Origin of the sequence: Blastopirellula sp. J2-11, from assembly GCF_024584705.1 — a bacterium.
Lineage (GTDB): Bacteria > Planctomycetota > Planctomycetia > Pirellulales > Pirellulaceae > Blastopirellula.
Genome location: NZ_CP097384.1, coordinates 5,276,521 through 5,295,872 on the forward strand (window position 1 = coordinate 5,276,521; position 19,352 = coordinate 5,295,872).

Annotated in this window: 17 protein-coding genes; 7 read left to right on the top strand and 10 right to left on the bottom strand. The window is 56.1% G+C overall.

The features are described from left to right. Positions 1-4 precede the first annotated feature (4 nt). Positions 5-865: an HAD-IIA family hydrolase gene (locus tag M4951_RS20805; RefSeq protein ID WP_262023549.1), complete on the bottom strand. Its 861-nt coding sequence runs from the start codon at positions 863-865 to the stop codon at positions 5-7. Between the two features lie 426 nt (positions 866-1,291). On the opposite strand from M4951_RS20805, the gene nadA reads away from it, so the two are divergent. The 3 genes from nadA to M4951_RS20820 all read left to right on the top strand — a co-directional run bounded on the left by nadA (position 1,292) and on the right by M4951_RS20820 (position 5,983). Further along, positions 1,292-2,428 carry a quinolinate synthase NadA gene (gene nadA / locus M4951_RS20810; protein ID WP_262023550.1) on the top strand — a complete coding sequence of 379 codons (1,137 nt, stop codon included), beginning with the start codon at positions 1,292-1,294 and terminating at the stop codon, positions 2,426-2,428. A 206-nt stretch (positions 2,429-2,634) separates the two neighbouring features. After that, on the top strand, positions 2,635-3,759 hold the full coding sequence (locus M4951_RS20815) for an HlyD family secretion protein (RefSeq protein ID WP_262023551.1): 1,125 nt from the start codon (positions 2,635-2,637) through the stop codon (positions 3,757-3,759). Between the two features lie 4 nt (positions 3,760-3,763). Then, positions 3,764-5,983, top strand: a complete 2,220-nt coding sequence (locus tag M4951_RS20820) for an ABC transporter permease (RefSeq protein WP_262023552.1) — start codon at positions 3,764-3,766, stop codon at positions 5,981-5,983. Here the strand turns inward: M4951_RS20820 and M4951_RS20825 are convergent. The 8 genes from M4951_RS20825 to M4951_RS20860 all read right to left on the bottom strand — a co-directional run bounded on the left by M4951_RS20825 (position 5,980) and on the right by M4951_RS20860 (position 12,008). Beyond that, a complete protein-coding gene (locus tag M4951_RS20825) occupies positions 5,980-6,612 on the bottom strand; it encodes a putative metallopeptidase (protein WP_262023553.1) in 633 nt (210 codons plus the stop codon). The genes M4951_RS20820 and M4951_RS20825 overlap by 4 nt on opposite strands. Positions 6,613-6,744: 132 nt before the next feature. Then, complete coding sequence (locus tag M4951_RS20830) at positions 6,745-7,401, bottom strand: bL17 family ribosomal protein (RefSeq protein ID WP_262023554.1); 657 nt, start codon at positions 7,399-7,401, stop codon at positions 6,745-6,747. Between the two features lie 62 nt (positions 7,402-7,463). Further along, positions 7,464-8,450 (bottom strand): DNA-directed RNA polymerase subunit alpha, encoded by a 987-nt coding sequence (locus M4951_RS20835; protein WP_262023555.1) that lies wholly within the window; start codon positions 8,448-8,450, stop codon positions 7,464-7,466. 77 nt (positions 8,451-8,527) lie between these two features. Beyond that, positions 8,528-8,908 carry a 30S ribosomal protein S11 gene (gene rpsK, locus M4951_RS20840; RefSeq protein WP_002655268.1) on the bottom strand — a complete coding sequence of 127 codons (381 nt, stop codon included), beginning with the start codon at positions 8,906-8,908 and terminating at the stop codon, positions 8,528-8,530. Positions 8,909-8,985: 77 nt separating this feature from the next. Further along, positions 8,986-9,369, bottom strand: a complete 384-nt coding sequence (gene rpsM, locus M4951_RS20845) for a 30S ribosomal protein S13 (RefSeq protein ID WP_202595007.1) — start codon at positions 9,367-9,369, stop codon at positions 8,986-8,988. A gap of 156 nt (positions 9,370-9,525) precedes the next feature. Then, entirely contained in the window at positions 9,526-9,639 is a 114-nt protein-coding gene (rpmJ, locus tag M4951_RS20850; protein ID WP_002655270.1) for a 50S ribosomal protein L36, read from the bottom strand. A gap of 199 nt (positions 9,640-9,838) precedes the next feature. Further along, positions 9,839-11,257, bottom strand: a complete 1,419-nt coding sequence (locus M4951_RS20855) for a sulfatase-like hydrolase/transferase (protein ID WP_262023556.1) — start codon at positions 11,255-11,257, stop codon at positions 9,839-9,841. Positions 11,258-11,408: 151 nt separating this feature from the next. After that, positions 11,409-12,008, bottom strand: coding sequence for a peptidylprolyl isomerase (locus M4951_RS20860; RefSeq protein ID WP_262023557.1), 600 nt, complete (start codon positions 12,006-12,008; stop codon positions 11,409-11,411). A gap of 290 nt (positions 12,009-12,298) precedes the next feature. On the opposite strand from M4951_RS20860, the gene M4951_RS20865 reads away from it, so the two are divergent. Next, a complete protein-coding gene (locus M4951_RS20865) occupies positions 12,299-14,344 on the top strand; it encodes a DUF1559 domain-containing protein (RefSeq protein WP_262023558.1) in 2,046 nt (681 codons plus the stop codon). A 606-nt stretch (positions 14,345-14,950) separates the two neighbouring features. On the opposite strand, the gene M4951_RS20870 is transcribed toward M4951_RS20865, so the two are convergent. Further along, entirely contained in the window at positions 14,951-16,090 is a 1,140-nt protein-coding gene (locus M4951_RS20870; protein WP_262023559.1) for an LptF/LptG family permease, read from the bottom strand. 118 nt (positions 16,091-16,208) lie between these two features. On the opposite strand from M4951_RS20870, the gene M4951_RS20875 reads away from it, so the two are divergent. From M4951_RS20875 to hemC, 3 genes are all read left to right on the top strand, one after another. Continuing rightward, positions 16,209-16,994, top strand: a complete 786-nt coding sequence (locus M4951_RS20875; protein ID WP_262023560.1) for a ComF family protein — start codon at positions 16,209-16,211, stop codon at positions 16,992-16,994. 85 nt (positions 16,995-17,079) lie between these two features. Continuing rightward, positions 17,080-18,048 (top strand): DUF502 domain-containing protein, encoded by a 969-nt coding sequence (locus M4951_RS20880; protein WP_262023561.1) that lies wholly within the window; start codon positions 17,080-17,082, stop codon positions 18,046-18,048. A 153-nt stretch (positions 18,049-18,201) separates the two neighbouring features. After that, positions 18,202-19,128 (top strand): hydroxymethylbilane synthase, encoded by a 927-nt coding sequence (gene hemC / locus M4951_RS20885; RefSeq protein WP_262023562.1) that lies wholly within the window; start codon positions 18,202-18,204, stop codon positions 19,126-19,128. The last annotated feature ends 224 nt before the right edge of the window (positions 19,129-19,352 follow it).

Sequence of the window (19,352 nt, forward strand, 5' to 3'; positions counted from 1 at the left end):
CAATTTATGCGCCGCGGGCAGCTGCGTACATCGAACGTTCACTCTCTTCCATCGGATGCGGCGTGACGCCGTGATCCCATGCCGGAAGCATCGCGTCGTTCTCGATGTCTTCGATCAAGTCGACGACCGAATTGATCACGCGATCAGGACGGAATGCGTAGGAGGGTAAATCTTCGGCCCGCGAACCGCCGCTGAGCGTCAACGTAGCGTAATAGCCCATCTGTACGGCGCCTAGGATATCGGTCTCCATCGTGTCGCCGATCATCACGGTTTCCCATGAGCGAACGCCGAGTTCCCATTGAGCCGAACGCATCATCACCGGGCTCGGTTTACCGACGCTAAACGCCGTCTTTCCCGTCGCTTTCTCGATGAACGAAACCGTCGCTCCACAACCGCTGCGGGTACCAGACTTGGTTGGGCAGTTGGGGTCAAGATTGGTCGCGATCAATTGCGCGCCGTCGAGCACCATCTGCACCGCCGCATCCAACATCTCCAGCGTGATCGAACGCGCTTCGCCGACGACCACATAGTCGGGCGCATGATCCACAATCGCGTAGCCATTGCGATGCAGCGCATTGTGCAATCCCCCTTCGCCGATCACGAACGCTGTGCCGCCAGGCTTTTGTTTGGCCAGAAATCGCGCGGTCGCCATCGCACAAGTAAAGATGCGATCTTCGTCGACACCAATTCCCATGCGAAACAACTTGGCCGCGACGTCGCGCCGCGTGCGCTGACTATTGTTGGTCAGGAATAAAAAAGGGATCTGCTTCTTTTTCAGTGTTGCGATAAAGCGGTCAGCGCCGTCAATCAGCTGACTGCCGCGATAGATAACGCCATCCATGTCAATCAAAAATCCAAGGCCCATCGTTCTCTTTCCTTGTTAAGTCGAACCGGTAAGCAAAAGGTCGGACCAGACTACGTTAGGCAATTGACATGCCAAACCGACAAGGCGACCGCTCTCCACCTAATTACCATCTAACGGATTGGTTTAGGTGAAGATGTAAGGCACTGCTTAATTCATGCGCAGTGATGACGGCGGCGTCTTCCACGTTACGAGGATGCGAGCTAGCACCGCATTTCGCGCCTTGTGCGCGGCTATCTTGCGTTTCGTTGCGCATGGGTCGCTATCATGTGCCGAGCAAGGCGTTTTGGCCTATGAAAAACTATGGGAACTAACGCAGAACTTCTCACATTGATTTCTGACAGGTTTCGCTGGCCCTACAGCACGTAGTCGCCCAGAGGTATAATTGGCTGTTTCCTTCTTACTTTCGGTAGAAAAGCAAATTGCGCCATGACGACGACGCTTGAGACTCCGGCATTCGACTTTGCTCCTTATCGCTCGCTCAGCAATGAAGAGCTGACAGATCGCATCAACGCGGTCCGCCAAAAGCAGGGAAGTCGCCTGATGATCTTGGGGCATCACTATCAGCAGGATGAGGTGATTGCACAGTCCGACTTGCGCGGCGACAGTTATCAGTTGAGCAAGATGGCGGCAGACAGCGGCGATTGTCGCCACATTGTGTTCTGCGGCGTTCACTTTATGGCCGAGACCGCAGACATCTTAGCAAATCGTCCTGAGAAGATCGCCGCTCGCGACGGGCATCGCGTCGACGTGATTTTGCCCGACATGGCGGCCGGTTGTTCGATGGCCGATATGGCGGCGATCGATCAGGTCGAAAACGCGTGGGAAGATCTGGGCGAACTGATCGACACCAACGACATCACGCCGGTCACCTACATCAATTCGGCCGCCAGCTTAAAGTCGTTCGTCGGTCGACATGGAGGCATCGTCTGCACGTCAAGCAACGCTGCGTCGGTTTTGAAATGGGCGTTCGCACGCACCAGTCGCGTTCTCTTCTTCCCCGATCAACATCTCGGCCGCAACACGGCGCAGACCATGGGGATCCCCAACGATCAGATGCCGGTCTGGAACCCGTACGACTTGGAGTTTGGCGGAAATACCGCCGAGGCGATTCGCAACTCGAAAGTGATCCTGTGGAAAGGACACTGCAGCGTTCATCAGATGTTCAAGAAGGAACATGTCGCGGCGTTTCGGCGCGATTACCCCGGAATACAGATTTTGGTCCATCCCGAATGCATGCAGGAAGTGAACGAAATCGCCGACGTGTCCGGCTCGACCGGAAAAATTATCGAGACCGTTCGCAATGCGCCTGCCGGAACCAAATGGGCGATCGGCACCGAACTCCATCTGGTGAACCGTCTGAAGCAAGAGCACCCTGAACAAGAGATTCATTTTCTCTCGCCGGTCGTCTGCATGTGCGCCACAATGTACCGGATCGACCTGGCGCATCTTTGCTGGAGTCTGGAAAATCTGGACGCAGGCAGTCCGGTAAATGTGGTGCGCGTGGATGACGAGACTTCGAAGTGGTCGCGTACCGCGCTCGAAAGAATGCTGAGCGTCACGTAATTCTCGCGCTGGCGCAGCAGCGCCGAGACAGATAGAATTCGTACAATCGGCACGACCTGCCCCAAGGCTCGTAAACATTCTCCGCTGGAAATCCTCTGCGGCATTGCGCGCGTGATGGATGCCAGGCGAGTGTTAGAGTTGCCGAGGTTTCTACGTATCGGCCGCTGGGCCGAACGGCAACTTTCACTTCGTCAGCGGATGCCGCCATGTCGTCCCGTATTGCGATCATCGCCGTTCTGGTTCTGGTTTTCGGCTCGCTCTTGGTCTATAGCCAGTTGCGACACGAACCGCTCAAGGTCTCCGGATATATCGAAGCGGAGGATATCCGACTCGGTTCGCGCGTCGGCGGACGGATCGCCGAAGTATTAGCCGACGAAGGAGACCACGTCCAAAAAGGCCAGGTCCTCGTTCGCTTGGAACCGTTTGATCTCAACGAGCAACTGGCCGCCGCCAAAGCCGAGCAAGACGATAAGCAGGCGGTTCTCAGCAAACTAAAGTCGGGCTATCGCGTGGAAGAAGTCGCCCAAGCGAAAGCCCAAGTGGATCAATTGACGGCACGGCTGAAGAAGCTAGTCGATGGCCCGCGAAAACAGGAAATTGACGCGGCGAGAGCAGAGCTAAAAATGGCCTCTTCCCAACTGGAACTGGCCCAAGCCAATTTCAAACGCGAAAAAGAGGTCTTCGAGAAAGGCGCCGGCACGCAGGAGAAGATTGATCGCGTCGCCGATCTCTTGCGTGAAGCCGAAAGTTCCTCGGTCGTGAGGGAGAACAACCTTTCGCTATTGGTCGAAGGAACGCGCCAGGAAGAAATTGACGAAGCTCGCGCGGCGCTCGACGAGGCGACGCAGCAGTATGAGTTGATGAAATCCGGCTTTCGCACCGAAGATATCGCCCAAGCCGCAGCCGCCGTCGCCGCCGCAACCGCGAATGTGGCCGCGATTCAACAGCGGATTGAAGAGCTAAATATCGTCGCGCCCAATGACGCGATCGTCGAAGCGCTCGAGTTAGAGCCCGGCGACTTGATGGCGCCCAATGCGCCGATGCTGACGTTGATCGATCCCAACAAACTGTGGGTGCGCGCTTACGTTCCTGAAAACCATCTGAATATCGAACTTGGCCAGAAGTTGCCAATCACCGTCGATAGCTTTGACGGCGAGTTTCAGGGAGAAATTACCTTTATCGCACGGAACGCCGAGTTTACGCCTAACAATGTGCAAACGCCGGAAGAACGTTCGAAGCAGGTCTTTCGCATCAAAGTGACCTTACTCGACGGACGTGACAAACTGCGATCGGGCATGGCGGCTGACGTTTGGCTCGAGCCGAGAAAGTAATCTCATGAGCGAGCCAGTCATCCGAGTCGAAGGACTCTCCCGTTCGTTCGGCGATCTCGTCGCCGTGGACGACGTCAGCTTCGAGGTTCGCCGCGGCGCCATCTTCGGCCTGCTCGGCCCCAACGGCAGCGGCAAGTCGACCATCATCCGCATGCTCTGCGGCGTGCTAGAGCCATCCTCCGGCGACGCATCGGTGCTGGGCTATGACGTGCTTCAAGATCCGGAAGCGATCAAACGCCGCATCGGCTACATGTCGCAGAAGTTCAGTCTGTATAGCGATCTGTCGGTTCGCGAGAATCTCGACTTCTACGGGCGCATCTACGGACTGACCGACGAACGTTTAGCGGAGCGTCGCCAAGCGGTGCTTGAACTGACCAACATGAACGATCGAATCGATCAGTTGGGCGGCAATCTCTCGGGAGGCTGGAAGCAGCGATTGGCGCTCGCTTGCGCGCTGATCCATGAACCGGATGTGCTCTTTTTGGATGAGCCGACTGCCGGTATCGATCCGGTTGCGCGTCGTCAGTTGTGGGACCTGCTGTTTGAGTTGGCGGCGCAAGGGGTGACCTTGTTCGTCACAACTCACTACATGGACGAAGCGGAACGTTGCACCGATGTCGGCTATATCTTCATGTCGAAACTGCTGGTGCTCGGCCGCGGCGAAGAACTGAAGCAATTGCCCGACGTTACGCCGGAGGGGACCAGACGGATCGAGATTGACGCTGACAATCCATCGGCAGGGCTCACCAAATTGATCCACGTCGAACAGGTCCGCGATGCGACGCTGTTTGGCGAAATGATCCATGCGTTGGTCGACGAATCTTACACGCACGAGCAACTGGCCGCCGATCTGGGGACGACGGTCGATCAACTACCGATTCGCGAAATAGCGCCGACACTGGAAGATGTCTTCGTCACGCTCACCAAAAATGCGGAAGAGCGTCACCACAACGGCGATCCGGCGAAGACGGTCCGTTTGGAATCGGCGACTGAGGATTCCCCGGACGAAGTCGAAGCAGAATCGGCGCCATCCCCTGCTCTGCACAAAAATCAGGAGTCGACGCTCACGGGACGTTCAACCGATGGACTGTTGGCCGTGTTCGTCAAAGAAATGTCGCACATTCGCCGTCAACCGAGCACGCTCTTCTTTATGTTTGTCGTGCCGGTCATGCAGGTGTTGATATTCGGCTACGCGATCGATATTCAGATCGAAAACATTCCGATGGTGGTCTACGACCTTGATGGTCGACAAGATAGCCAGCGCTTGATTGATTCGCTGGTCAATACGCGCAAGCTGAAATTGATCGGCAAAGTCTATGACGAAGAAAGCTTTCAACGCTCGCTCACCTCGGGCCGGGCGAAAGTTGGCGTGCTGATACCGCCCAACTACAGCGATAGTCTAGCGCAAGGTCGCCAGGCGCAGGTGCAAGTATTGATCGACGGTAGCGACTCTCAAGTTGCGACCACGGCGCAGAACGCCGTGGCGCTGCTTGGCTTGAACCTTTCGATTGGTCGGGCCAAATCAGCCGCGACGGATGCACAAAAAGCGCCAGCTCGCGATCAGTGGGGCGAACTGGCCCTGCCGATCGATGTTCGCCCACGCTTGCTTTATAACCCCGATCTGGAAAGCGCCCGGTTCTTTGTACCTGGCCTGGTCGGCATTATTTTGCAGTTGGTCACGCTCTTCCTGACGGCGTTCGCAATCGTGCGCGAACGGGAGTTGGGAACGTTGGAACAACTATTTGTGACGCCGGTCGGGCGTGCTGGCCTGGTGCTGGGGAAACTGGTCCCCTATTCGATCATCGGCATGGTCGAAATGCTGCTGGTGCTGACCGTAATGGTCTACATCTTTGGCGTGCCGATCCGCGGCAACCTGATGCTGCTGATCGTGCTGTCGGGCCTGTTTATCGTCTGCTCACTTGGCCTGGGCCTGTTGGTCTCGACCTTAGCCAAAACCCAAGTCGCGGCGCTGCAGTTCGCCTTTTTAATCATGCTGCCGTCGGTGCTGCTCTCGGGCTTCATGTTCCCGCGCAGCGAAATGCCGCTACCGATCTATCTGATCACGTTTGCGATCCCAGTGACCTACTTCATCGAGATCCTCCGCGGCATCGTCCTCCGCGACGCCGACTTTATTGATCTAGTCCCATCGATCGCGGGCCTGTCGATCTGTTGCCTGGTGATTTTGACGGCCAGCATTGCGCGGTTTAGAAAGCAGTTGGACTAACCCGTCTTGCGTCGACGAGATTTCGCTTTCGTCGGCGCCGGTTCAACCAGTTCCATCTTCGGTCGCGGGATCTTGATTCCGTAGACGCGGCCGAACTGTTGATGCAACTGGGCGAAATCGAGTTCGAGAAACTGGTAAAGCGACCGCAGCGGCGCCGTCATCAGGTATTTGTTGGCCAAAACGCCCATCTGCTCGTCGTACTCTTTTTGTGAGTGCGAATGAGCGTAGCAGCGGCCGGGGAGGCGACGGATATCACCGTCGAACTTCGGGCTAACGTGCCAAAGCTCGTGGAAGATGGTGATCAGCTTCTCTTGAAAGTCCATATCCATGAATCGCGGCAGATAGAACGTGAGGATGTAGAGCATCTCGCGTCCTCGTTCGTCAGCCAGCCTCTGAACGCGATAGGTGCGTCCGCGACGCTTGGTGACTTCCGCTCCTCCTTCAAACCGCAGCGGCGTCAGTGACGCGAATATGCCGTAAGGAACATCTTTGCGGGCTTGGGCGACGGCGACGGCGATCCGGCTGAGATCGATATGCTTCAGTTCGGGCGAGCGGTCGATCATATCGGCGACCAACAGCCGCATGCTTCCAGAGAAGTCAAAGCCGGAATGCGGGTTTCGCTTTGCCAACGGTATTGCTCGTCGTCCAGTCATCGCCAAAGGTCGCATGCGTCGATCGTCCATCCATGAAAAAAGCCGTTATGCTCCGTGGGGGAGTATAACGGCTTTCTTTTATTTTAAGCAAAGCGAATCGGGCGTAAATTACGCTTCTTCGCCGGCGGCGGCGGTTTCGCCTTCAAAGGCGGGACGCTCGGCGGCTTCGTGCTTCCGATCGCGATCGTTACCGACAAATTCGATAATCGCACGCGTTCCGGCGTCGCCCAAGCGAGGCGTGGCCAAACGCAAAATGCGGGTGTAACCCCCTTCGCGATCTTCAAACTTCGGGGCCAACTGATCAAACAGCAGGTCCGCCGCTTGATGATTGCCCAACAGCGAAACAGCGCGGCGACGCAGCGCCAAAGCGGGCGCCTGAGCGTTGTTCCACGCGACCCATTGATCGCTTTCGCGCCATTCGCGATAGGCGGAGGTCATTTTGCCATTAGAATCGTACTTGTCGGCCGTCGTCTTCAACTTCTCGGCGGCACGCAGGTGCGGCAAAGCTTTGCGGGCGAGGGTGATCACCTTTTCGATATACGGACGAATTTCTTTCGCCTTCGAGATCGTGGTGATGATCCGGCCTTTGACCTTCGGCACGTTACGGCCCGAGTCGGGCGTATCGGTCGAGAGGTACTCATAGCCCGACTCATTCACGTCGTCGCTACGTAGCGAAAGGAGAAGGCTGCTCGCCATGTTCCGCATCATCGCTTTGCGATGGGGAGACGAACGCCCGAGAACCCGGCCTTTTTTTCGATGTCGCATGCTACTGAAGTCTTAAAAACTATATGCGTGTGAATTGCAAATGACGGTTATCGACGCGCCGGTTAGCGAGGCGCCGACTGAACACGCATTCCCAAGTGCAGGCCAAGCTCTTTCAGCTTTTCACGCACTTCGGTCAGCGTCGTTTCGCCAAAGTTACGGACTTCCATCAACTGATCTTCGGTACGGCGAACCAAGTCGCGAACCGTATTGATGTTTTCCGATTCCAGGCAGTTGCTGGCTCGCACCGACAGGTGCATCTCAGCCAGGCTCATGTTCAGCTTCGACTCCAGCACCGGATCCAAACCGCTCGACTGCGTACGGCTGGGGATGCTGATCTTTGAGCCGAGTTCGTTGTATTGGACGAACGGGTTCAGGTGCTTGCGAAGGATCTTCGCCGCTTCGACCAGCGAGTATTCAGGATGAATCGAACCGTCGGTCCAAATCTCCAGAGTCAGCTTGTCGTAGTTGGTCTTTTGACCGACGCGGGTTTCTTCGACTTCGTAGCGAACGCGCGTCACCGGGCTATAAACGGCGTCAACCGGGATAATGCCGATCTCGTGCTCAGCGGTGCTATGTTCGGTAGCCGGAATGTATCCACGGCCCGATTCAACGACCATTTCCATCATGAACGGAATGTCGCCGGTGATCGTGCAGATGTGGATGTCTTTGTTGATGATGTCGACTTCCGGATCGCACTGAATGTCGGCGCCGGTAATCGTGCAGGGTCCCTGCTTCTCGATCGTGACGACTTTCGTCATCTCGGAATGCTTTTTGACGACGATCGCCTTGGTGTTCAGGACGATCTCGGTCATGTCTTCGACAACGCCGGGGATCGAGGTGAACTCGTGCTGAGCTCCGCGGACCTTGATCTGCGTAACCGCGGCGCCTTCCAGGCTCGACAGCAAAATGCGTCGCAAGCTATTGCCGATCGTCACGCCAAAACCGCGTTCAAACGGCTCCGCGATAAACTTGCCGTAGTTCGGCGAGAGCGTTTCGGCTTCGCAGTTAACGACGCTCGGCAGTTCCAAACCGCGCCAGCGAATATGCATTGATTCTCTCCGTTCGACGAACTTCGATACAGCTGTGGGGGGAAAACAGAAACGCGCTGCCCAAAAGCGTTACGCTTTTAGACGCGGCGCTTCTTCGGCGGACGGCAACCATTGTGCGGGATCGGTGTGCAATCTTCGATCGATCGAACGTTCAAGCCGGCGGCGGCCAAAGCGGTGATCGCACTTTCACGGCCCGAACCAGGACCCTTCACGCGAACTTCCACTTCTTTCACGCCGAACTTTAACGCTTTTTCGGCAGCCTGTTGGGCGGCGCATTGGCCGGCGAACGGGGTGCTTTTGCGACTACCCTTGAAACCGCAAGTGCCGGCGCTTGCCCAGCAAAGCGAGTCCCCTTTGGCGTCGGTAATCGTCACTTGGGTATTGTTGAAGGTCGCTTTGATATGCACGACCGCCTGCAATACGTTGCGACGAATTTTCTTCTTTGCTGCCTTGGCCACTGCGCCAATACTCCTGAAAGGTGAATGTTCGCTCGTCTCTCATTGTTCTCAAAAGGGGGAACAACAAGCCTGCAAAATTATCGCAGGTCCTTCACGCCCTTCTTGCCGGCGACCGTCTTTTTCGGTCCCTTGCGAGTTCGAGCGTTGGTGCGAGTTCGCTGACCGCGAACCGGCAGACCGCGACGATGACGCATGCCGCGATAGCAAACGATGCGATTCAAACGTTGAATATTTTGAGCGATTTGTCGGCGGAGGGGACCTTCGACGGTGTATTCCGTTTCCAGCAGCCCGGCGATGCGGCTTAGCTCATCTTCGTGCAGCTCGCCCGCTTTGCGTTCCTGCGAGATACCAACTTTCACGCACAGCTCACGAGCGGTGCGTGGTCCGACTCCGTACAAGTACGTCAGCGAAATCCAGGTTGGTTTGTCGTTCGGAATGTCGACACCCATCAAACGGGGCATAACTCTACTCCTGCCAAGACGCCGCAGCGTCGAAATTACTCTATGTGCTTAAAATTGAACGGGTTGCGTGCGGTGGAGAAGCTGCATTTTTCATTCCTATTGCGGAATTATCGCTGCAACTACTCCGAGTCGCCGTCAAACCTAGATCTTCGAGATCTAGCCCTGACGTTGCTTGTGGCGGGGATTCTCGCAGATCACGAAAATCCGGCCGCGGCGGCGGACCACTTTGCACTTATCGCAGATGCGTTTTACGCTTGCTCGAACTTTCATCGCCTACAGCTTCCAATCAATGCTTATGGTGGAAGCGAGCCAGTATAACGCTCCTCGCGACTGGCTTGCAAGGCCTCCACACAGGAAAACTGACCGCGAAGTCTACCCCAATTTCGAGCCGTCGAGCAAATGGCAATTTAGAGAAGATTGCGCGGCGATCTTCTCCATTTCTCAGGGTTTACGCGAATTCCTCGACGATCTACAGCCAATCCGCATACGGCTTTTTCAGATCCAAATCGTCTCCGACCTCGGTTTGCAGCTTCAACAAGCGATTCAATAATTGTTGAATTCGCCCGCGTTGATCCGGATTAGCCGCCAAATCTTCCCTCTCTTGCGGGTCGGCTGTCAGATCAAACAACTTGATCTTGGCGATGGTCGGGTACAGGATCAGCTTGTACCCATCGGCGGTGATCATTCGCTGGCGCTCGAGATAGGCGCCGTAGATCGCGTCGTACTGCACGTCGCGTTCACCGCGAATCACCGGCAAAAGGCTCCGAAATTCGACATGATCCGGCTTTTCGACGCCGGCCAGCTCCAAAGTCGTCGCCATCACGTCCTGCAGATAGACCGGCGTTTCGCACACGTTCCCTTGCGGCAAACCGGGCCCAGCGACCAACAGCGGCACACGGACGCTGTGGTCATACATGTTTTGCTTCCCTAGCAACCCATGGTGACCGACCGCCAATCCATGATCGGCGGTAAAAAAAATGTAAGTGTTGTCGGCTTTGCCGGTTTTCTGCAACGCATCTAGTATTCGGCCAATTTGAGCATCCATGTGCTCGATAATCGCGTAATACTCGCTGCGATGGACCTGAATCGCATGGGGAGTACGGGGAAACGGCGCTAGTTTTTCATCACGGAGCGATTTCCCGGCGCCCATCGCCTCTCGTTCGGGATACAAAGGCAGAAAGTCGTCAGGCACGTCGGTCTTTTCGGCAGGATAGCGATCCACGTAATCCTGCGGCGACTGTCGCGGATCATGGACGGCGTTGAACGCCAAGTACATGAAGAACGGCTTATCCCGCTTTGCCGCCGTATCGAGAAAATCGATCGCGTCATCCGCGACCACTTCGCTCCAATGTTTACCCCCGGTCCAGAACCCGCCAAATTGCGGATCGGACGGCGACCAGGGATCTTCGCCCACAGCCGGCGGGCGATTATAGCCATGGTTCGTATCTTTCGGCATTCCACCCCGAATATGAGCGCTCGTCTCAAAGGCTTTGGCGGCGTTGGCCGGAACGTGCCATTTGCCAGTCATGTAGGTGTCATAACCAGCCTTCTTCATATACTCCGACCAAAAACGCCCGGCGACACGCTCATTCTCGGCCGTTTTATAGACTTTCTCGGCGTGCCAAACAAAGCGTCCCGTGTTGAGCATTGTGCGGCTGGCGACACAAACGGCGCCGCTCCATGACCCCATGTTGTAGGCATGCGTAAAGCGGGTGCTTCGCCGGGCCAACTGGTCTAAGTTGGGCGTCTGCACCAGCGGATGCCCATAGGCTCCGACACACTCGTAGCTATAGTCGTCGGCGAAGAGAAAGATGATGTTCGGCTTGTCGGCGGCATAGCTGAAGGAAGCAGCCAGCCAAACAACAATCAACGCGACAAATCTAGGCATGATAAGAACTTCTGGCGGGAGTTTTCTGCATGAGGGGATTAAAGTCGGGACTCCCTTTATACCCCCCCCAAAGCTCGTTTGCCAAATAGAAAACGCCGGCAGCGGAGGCCGGCGTTTTCGGGTTCGTTCGTAATTTTCCAGCACGCGTCGACTATTTGTCGTAGACGCCGCAGTTGACGATCGTCACTGTCGCACGAGGTTTGCCGCTCTGCGAACCAAGGGATTCAAGCGTTTTGACAACCTCCATCCCTTCCACCACGCGGCCAAAGACGACATGCTTGCCGTCGAGCCAATCAGTCTTGACGGTGGTGATAAAGAACTGCGAGCCATTGGTCCCCGGTCCCGAGTTCGCCATGCTCAATACGCCGGGACCGTCATGGGTCAGATCGAAGTTCTCGTCGGCGAACTTGGCGCCATAGATGCTTTCGCCACCGGTGCCGTTGCCGTTCGTGAAATCGCCCCCCTGCAGCATGAACCGCGGGATAATGCGATGGAACGAGCTCCCTTTATAGGTCAGCATTTTTCCCGATCGCCCTTTTCCCTTTTCTCCGGTGCACAGAGCGCGGAAGTTCGCGGCCGTCTTCGGCACCGTATCGCCAAACAGGCCGATCACAATCCGGCCGGCCGGTTTGCCGTTGACATCGACTTCGAGAAAGACCTTGTCGGTCACTTTGCCCTGCGAAGCAGGAGCAGCCAATAACGAGGAAGCGGAAAAGACCGCAAACGCAACAAACATCGCCAAGCGCAACATGAACAACTCCGGGGAGAAATGGTGGTGACTTCGACATGCAGACCTACATTTTGCAATTTTCCTCCTAATACCGCCAGACGAACCTGAGTTCGCCTTTTTCCAGGAGAGCGGCTCAGCGGCGCTGGACGCAGTTTCTCCGGCGCCAACTCTCCCCATTTTGAACCATCGACGACCGCAGATGAGGAAACGGTAAAGATCGTGAGAATTTACGTTGACTTGGGTCAGCGAAGCGGACGTGATCGCCTAGAATCGGCCTCTTATAGCGATTTCGAAGGTGACCGATCTTGAACATGAATTCCAGCTCTCCACGACCGTACTTTGTCTTGCTGCTACTCCTCGCGCTGCTGCACGGGGGCTGCAGTTGCAGTTCAGAGGCCGAAAACCGTATGAACGCGATCTCGTTTAGTCGTTCGTCGGATGATGATGCCGAGCCAACGCCTCCGCCCAAGGCGCCGGCCCCGAAGAAAAAAGCCCCGGTCAAACCTCCGGTCGCAAAGCCAGCCGTCGCAAAAACCTCGGCTCCAGTAGCAACGACGCCAGCGGACGAAGAAATGCCAAAAGTCGAGGCTCCGCCAGTCAATTCAAAATACGCCGAGCGCCGAGAACGTATCGAGCGGCTGGCGAAGAACCCACCGGCCGACAAAAGCGCCGAGACCCAAGCGAAACTGGAAATTATCGGTGAAGCGCTGGCCGAAATGATTAGGGAAACAGGGGAGATCCCCTCGGCGGTCCGTAAAGATGCACGGGGCAATACTTTGCTGGGATGGCGAATCCATCTGTTGCCGTATCTTGGCTACCAAGATTTGTACGATCAATTTGCCGTCGACAAGCCCTGGAATGACAAGCAAAACCTGGCCCTTGCCGGCAAGATTCCGCCGGTTTATCAGTCGCCTGAGCGGAAAGATGAAGCAACCAATTTTCTGATGGCGTTTGGTCCGACCTGTGCCGCCAGGGCTTCTTCCCCGACCAGCTTGGACACGGTCGGACGCCGGTCGCTGAGCACCATTCCGTTGATCGTAGAAGCGGACGACCCGATGTCGGTCAGCTGGGTTAAGCCGTTCGATCTCGAGTTCAACCCGGCCGCGCCGCGTGAAGGAATGGGAAAACTTCGCGGAGGCTTCATCTTTGTGGTGACTGCCGACGGCAAAGCGCACCATGTTCCGCCGGCCATCACGCCGACCGAAATGACCGACTTTTTCGTGCTAGCGAACGGCTTTGATGTTCGAAAATTTGGAGACGCAGCATCTGCCGAAACATCAAAGGCCGACAAAATCGCAGACGCAGCCGCGATCAGCAATCAAGTCGCGTCGAATGCGAACATAATGCGATCGGATGGCGATTTAGGGCCTGCTCTTGGCGATCCGCTCGCAAGCGGCGGAAAGCGTAGCATCGGCAAATTACCAATTCCTGATCCCAAGCTAACAGATGAGGCGGAAGCGCGGATTCGCGAGATATTCGCCAACGAATTCCGCACTGCCGACTCGGATAACCGACGAGCGGAACTCGCCAAAACACTCGTCGATTCGTCAGAAAAGCTTGGCGATGATCCGATTCAGCAATTCGCGATGCTTTCGCTCGCCTATCAAATGGCTCAAAAAGGCAAAGCGCCGGTCTACGCCAAAGAGGCGTTCGAGCGACTGAACAAGCAGTATGAATTCGACACGATCAATCAGCAGCTGCAGTTGCTGAGATTTGCGACCGAAAATGTGGCTCGCATTCCCCACGATCGCAAAGAGGAATTCAAGCAACTTGCGATCAAAATTTGGCAAGTTTCGTATGACCGAAACAACTTCAAAGCAGTCGACGAATTGTTTGCGATCATCGAGACCTTCGCTCGGTCGCAAAACGACACGCAAATGTTGAACCGTGTCTCCGCATTGCGAGACCAAACCGCGGAAGCGCGCAAGGTCTACGTCGAAATTGAATCGCAGTTTCTTTCGCTCGAACGTCCCTCTTTCAATCCCGATGGAAACTTACTGGTCGGCCGTTACCTTTGTCTCCATCGCAATCAATGGCGGCAGGGACTCCCCTTCCTCGCCAAATGCAGCAATCAAAAGATCAAAGACGCGGCGCTGCTCGAGTTAGAATCTCCGACCGCTCCGACGCTTCAGGCCGAAATCGGCGATATGTGGTGGGACGCAGTCTCCGGTTTTAACCCGGTCGAAAAGAGACGCCTCCAAAGCCGCGCCGCTCAGTGGTACCAGGCCGCCGTCCAAGGATTGCCTAACAACATCGAACGCATCAAAGTGCAGCGGAACTTGGATGAGTTCAAGAAGCTGTATCCAAACGACAAGATCGCACCGCTGTCACCGGGGATTGATACGGCGAGCCGATAGAAGAAGAGATGAATTGGGCTCATCACTTCAATCCGTGTTGGTAAGCCAGTCCTATTCGCTAGCGCCCGCTGCTCCTTCCTAAAAGATTGTCGGTTGACGAAGCGCACAGATTCGTGGTCGATTGCCGTGCAGCGGCAAAGAGATCCGTGTGCTCCGCCAACTCAAGAACGAGCGCCACGCGCCATCTCTCGTCTGGCTTGGACGCTCTTTGACAATTCGCGTTTCAAAACGGGGTCCGGTCCAATTGGTAAAGCCGTAGACCAGTCCGTGCCTGACGCAACCCAAACTTCCCATTTTAACCGAGGGCGCCTTGGGCAATTTGATCGAAAAAAGTGAAGCGGTCCTGTCCGATAGTCCTGTCCGATAGTCCTGTCCGATAGTCCTGTCCGATAGTCCTGTCCGATAGTCCTGTCCGATAGTCCTGTCCGATAGTCCTGTCCGATAGTCCTGTCCGATAGTCCTGTCCGATAGTCCTGTCCGATGGTCCTGTCCGTTTTGGATGTCAGGAGGGACAGACAAACTACCCAGTCTTCCATTGAGACCGTTTGCGGAAGACGAAAAACATTGCAGCAGTCCGGTCCGCTCAGACCTACTGCCTGCTGGTCCTCACGATCGCATCGATTCCGACATATACGTCGCAAACGGGACGAACAACATCAGCGGAAACCAAGCCGCAAAAGCAGGACTGACCATGTAGTTGGCGCCAAGTCCGCGGCTGGCCATCGTGACGCCAAAGAACAAAACAACCACCGCGCCGCACAGGCCGACCGCCACAAAAACGTTACGATTGTCGTTTTTCAGCACCAGCGGCAAACCCAGCAGCAGCAGCGTCATATCAAGAAACGGCTGCGTTAGTCGGCTATGAATCTCTACCCGGACGTCAGCGCCGAAGTCGAGCGAACGATTTCGGAGCGCGGAGATCAACGCCCAGGTTGAGGCGCTGCTGCGCCACTCGCGACTGGCCGTCAGTTGCTCGAAAGTCAGATCGCTGACTACAAAACATTGATTGGGGGCGAGCCAGGGATTGTCTTGCGGCATCATTACGAAGACGTTCCCGTCGCGATCCGTCAGCGAAGGAATCTCGGCCAGATTTTCCGGCTCCGATACTTGATCCAACAAATAGCCGCTGGGGCGATCGGCTTCGGCCGGTTTGAAAAATGCGTTTTCAGCGTTGAGTTTCGTCCCAACCCCAGGCTGAGATCGCGGCAGGCGAAACTTGGGCGCTTCGATCCGCAACTCGTTAGCGAACGTATGATTTCCGCTGATCAGCACGTCGGTCAGATTGTCATATTTCGGCTGCAGTTGTTTTGCCGATTCGCCCAGCCAATCTTGCGCGTTGCGACTGAGTGCGTCGGAATACTCCGGCACAACGAACTCGCGATTCAGGGCTCCCAGAATCGCAATCAAGCCGACCGCGATGATTACCGGTCGGACGATACGTTCCTTGGTGATGCCGGCCGCCATGAGTGCGGTCATTTCGTTGTGTCGCTGCAGCCAAGTGACCGTAAACATCGCGGCAATCAGTGTCAAAATGCCGCCGGTCATGTTAAAGAAGGTAAAAATCCGCGGCGTGTAGTAATCAAACAAAATGGGAAACGCGCCGCGCCCCGTTTGCTCGCCGTAACGGAGAAACTCGTCCAGGTTATTGAACGAATCGATCACGACATACAGCCCTGTAAAGCTGATGAAGAAGATCAGAAACGACTTGATGAACTGCGTCAGTAGATAGCGGTCGATGATGTACACGGCCGGGGCAATCTCGACGTTAGTGGCGAAACGGTTAGGGAAATCGCCTGGAGTTATACCCGCACAGAGATTTTTCCCAAAGGTGAATCGGCGACCGCTTTCCCCTATACTGGGCCAAATGTCGACTCCCCCTACCAAAATCAACTGGGGCAAATTCACAAGCTGGGCGACTTGGCCTTGGCGGAGTCTGTTGTTGCCGGCCCACTGTCCGCTTTGCCTGGATTCGCTATCCAGCAGTACGGACAACTCGGCCGAGTATTGCGCCGCATGCTGCGATCAAATCGTCCGCGAAGAGGCTCGCTGCCGACGTTGCGGAAATCGACTTCCGCCTGGCCATGGACCGGGCCGAGATGATTGCGATATCTGCCGCAACCTTCGTTTAAAATGGGACGGGGTGATCGCATTGGGCGATCATTCTGGTCTACTGCAACAAGCGGTTATTGCGGCGAAACAAGCCAGCGGAGCACCGGTCGCCGCTGCGATGGCCGAGTTGTTAGCGACAACTGCGGCCCAAACGGATTGGCTAGGAAAGGTTGATCTGGTTATTCCGACGCCGATTTATTGGCTCCGACGAATTCGTCGAGGCGTAAATCCCGCCGAACGACTCGGCGCGGCGTTGGCGAGACGGCTGAATGTGAAATTTTGCCCCCGCTTGATAAAAGTCGCGCGAATCATGCGTAAGCAATCGGAACTTCGGATTGCCGCACGCCGAGCGAACGTGCGAGATGGTTTTCGGGTGAAAACTCCACATTTGTTGACTGGCGCAACGGTTCTGTTGGTCGATGACGTGATGACCAGCGGCGCGACGGCGGCCGAGATAACCGGTAAAATGCAAAAATGCGGCGCCTCTCGTGTAATCGTGGCCGTCGCCGCACGTGCGCCACGCGGCGAAACAGGAAACTAGCGTTTCCAGATCACTCGATGGGCTATCGAAGGTCGAAGAAGTTCGTGCAGTACCGCGCACTGCTAGCAAACCCCTTCAGCATGATATGAATTCGGAAGAGCAACCCCAAAAACCGAGCGGAATCCAGGCCTTTCGCCGTGCGCTGTTGCGCGGGCTGGGACTGGTGTTGCCGCCGCTGTTGACGGTGTTGATCCTGATTTGGGTCCTCACCACGGTCCAGAACTATGTTCTGATGCCGGTCGAGTCAACGGCCCGCTACGTCGTTTCGATGGCGATCCGCGATGTCCGCCAGACGATGCCAGACGCGAAGCCGGGGGACGAGACGGCGATGCTCGACAACCAGGTCTATCATCGGACCGCCAACGGAAACTGGATTCCAGAATACGTTTACACGACGGTCCAAGACAATCTGCACGATCAGCCGATCCCTTACTCCGGCGCCGCGATCTATCAGGAATATGTCCAGATTCGCTTTCTGCAGCGACGCTATACGATTCCCTCGCTCCTCTGCATCTTTGTGCTGATTCTGTATTTCACCGGCAAATTTGTCGCGATCGGGGTCGGACGGATCTTGTGGACGGCTTCGGAACGCCAAATCTTGCATCGCTTGCCGGTCGTGCGAAATGTCTATTCGTCGGTCAAGCAAGTGACCGACTTCTTGCTCAATGATCGCGAACTGGAATTCACGCGGGTCGTCGCCGTCGAATATCCCCGCAAAGGGATCTGGTCACTCGGCTTTGTGACGAGCGAGAGCCTGTTGGATATCCGCAGCGTCGCCAACGAACCGGTCATGACCGTGCTCATTCCGACCTCGCCGATGCCGGCGACCGGCTTTACGGTGAATGTCAAGAAAAGTGAGACCGTCGACCTGAATATCTCGCTGGACCAAGCCCTGCAGTTTATTGTGAGCTGCGGCGTTGTCGTTCCGGATCACCAGATGACGCGTGAAGTCGCCAATCGAATTTCGACGCAAATCGCCGAGGCCCAGCAGAACGGCATGCATGAAGACGACCAGGAGCCGGTCGAACAATCACCCCCCTTTGTGCAGAAATAGCCCCCTCCTTTGCCGCCAAGTCTCGCTAATTTCCGCCGCTTGCGGTATTCTGTCGGGGGATATGCAAATCACGATATCAAGGGCGTCCCTCGCTTGGGCAAGTCTGGGCGGCGCCTCGCAAGAACATTGGCTTCCCTTATCGTATAGAGAATCATGCCAGCAATACGGATTGGAACGCGAGGCAGCCAGCTCGCACAGTGGCAAGCCAATTGGGTCGCCGATCAGCTTCGCGCTGTTGGAACCGATGTGGAGATCATTCACATCGCTACCCAAGGTGACGTAACGCAAGGTCCGCTCGACTCGATCGGCGGGCGCGGCGTTTTTACGACCGAGATCCAAGCTGCACTATTGGATAATCGGATCGATGTCGCCGTCCATAGCTTGAAAGACCTGCCGACCGAAGTGGTCGAGGGTCTCCGGCTTGCCGCGGTTCCCACGCGTGGAGCCGATGGAGACGTGCTGATCACGTCCAAGGCTAGCGACGTGTTGAGTCTGCCGCACGAGGCGATCATCGGCACCGGCAGCATGCGCCGCAAAGCGCAGCTGCTCCATTTGCGACGTGACTTTCAGATTCGCGACATTCGGGGTAATCTCGATACCCGCCTGCGAAAACTGGACGATGGTCTGTACGACGCGATTATTTTGGCCGAAGCGGGACTGCGGCGGCTCGAATTGATCGAGCGAATTCGCCATGTCATCCCCAAGGCGCAGATGCTGCCTGCCGTCGGCCAAGGGGCGCTTGGCCTGGAGATCCGTGAGCGAGATTCCGCAACCGCCGCGCTGCTGGCGCCGCTCAATCACGAAACTTCACATTACTCGGTGCTCGCCGAACGTTCGATGCTACGAAATCTCCGCGGCGGATGTTTGGCTCCCGTCGGAGCTTGGGGACGAATCGATCCCGAAAAGCAGTTGCTGTTTCTCGATGGAGTCGTCGTTAGCGGCGACGGCCATCATAAGGTCACCGCTTCCGCTTGCGGACCGCCTGATCGGGCCGAAGACATCGGCCGCCAGGTCGCCGATCAATTGGCGATCCAAGGCGCGGAACGCCTGATCGCGTTCGCCCGAGCGACCGGCAGCTAATCCGGTCGGCAAATCGCGACGCTTGCGGCAACTCTTTCCGCTAGCGTCAAGCAATCCCTGCGGCTTCGGCAACTTCTGCGGGTTCGAAGCATCATCGCTTCGCTGACGGCTGCGAATAATTTGCATGCCGTATCTCTCGAAAATTACCGCACTTGCGACATTCTTTGGTTCGCCGTGCTGCGGCTGCTTCTGTTTCGGCACGTCCCTTGCATTAGATGAGCGAC

Bases quoted from the DNA above. Each gene is read 5' to 3' on its own strand.
- M4951_RS20805 (WP_262023549.1), bottom strand. From the start codon at position 865: ATGGGCCTTGGATTTTTGATTGACATGGATGGCGTTATCTATCGCGGC.
- nadA (WP_262023550.1), top strand. From the start codon at position 1,292: ATGACGACGACGCTTGAGACTCCGGCATTCGACTTTGCTCCTTATCGC.
- M4951_RS20815 (WP_262023551.1), top strand. From the start codon at position 2,635: ATGTCGTCCCGTATTGCGATCATCGCCGTTCTGGTTCTGGTTTTCGGC.
- M4951_RS20820 (WP_262023552.1), top strand. From the start codon at position 3,764: ATGAGCGAGCCAGTCATCCGAGTCGAAGGACTCTCCCGTTCGTTCGGC.
- M4951_RS20830 (WP_262023554.1), bottom strand. From the start codon at position 7,401: ATGCGACATCGAAAAAAAGGCCGGGTTCTCGGGCGTTCGTCTCCCCAT.
- M4951_RS20835 (WP_262023555.1), bottom strand. From the start codon at position 8,450: ATGCATATTCGCTGGCGCGGTTTGGAACTGCCGAGCGTCGTTAACTGC.
- rpsM (WP_202595007.1), bottom strand. From the start codon at position 9,369: ATGCCCCGTTTGATGGGTGTCGACATTCCGAACGACAAACCAACCTGG.
- rpmJ (WP_002655270.1), bottom strand. From the start codon at position 9,639: ATGAAAGTTCGAGCAAGCGTAAAACGCATCTGCGATAAGTGCAAAGTG.
- M4951_RS20855 (WP_262023556.1), bottom strand. From the start codon at position 11,257: ATGCCTAGATTTGTCGCGTTGATTGTTGTTTGGCTGGCTGCTTCCTTC.
- M4951_RS20860 (WP_262023557.1), bottom strand. From the start codon at position 12,008: ATGTTGCGCTTGGCGATGTTTGTTGCGTTTGCGGTCTTTTCCGCTTCC.
- M4951_RS20865 (WP_262023558.1), top strand. From the start codon at position 12,299: ATGAATTCCAGCTCTCCACGACCGTACTTTGTCTTGCTGCTACTCCTC.
- M4951_RS20875 (WP_262023560.1), top strand. From the start codon at position 16,209: ATGTCGACTCCCCCTACCAAAATCAACTGGGGCAAATTCACAAGCTGG.
- M4951_RS20880 (WP_262023561.1), top strand. From the start codon at position 17,080: ATGAATTCGGAAGAGCAACCCCAAAAACCGAGCGGAATCCAGGCCTTT.
- hemC (WP_262023562.1), top strand. From the start codon at position 18,202: ATGCCAGCAATACGGATTGGAACGCGAGGCAGCCAGCTCGCACAGTGG.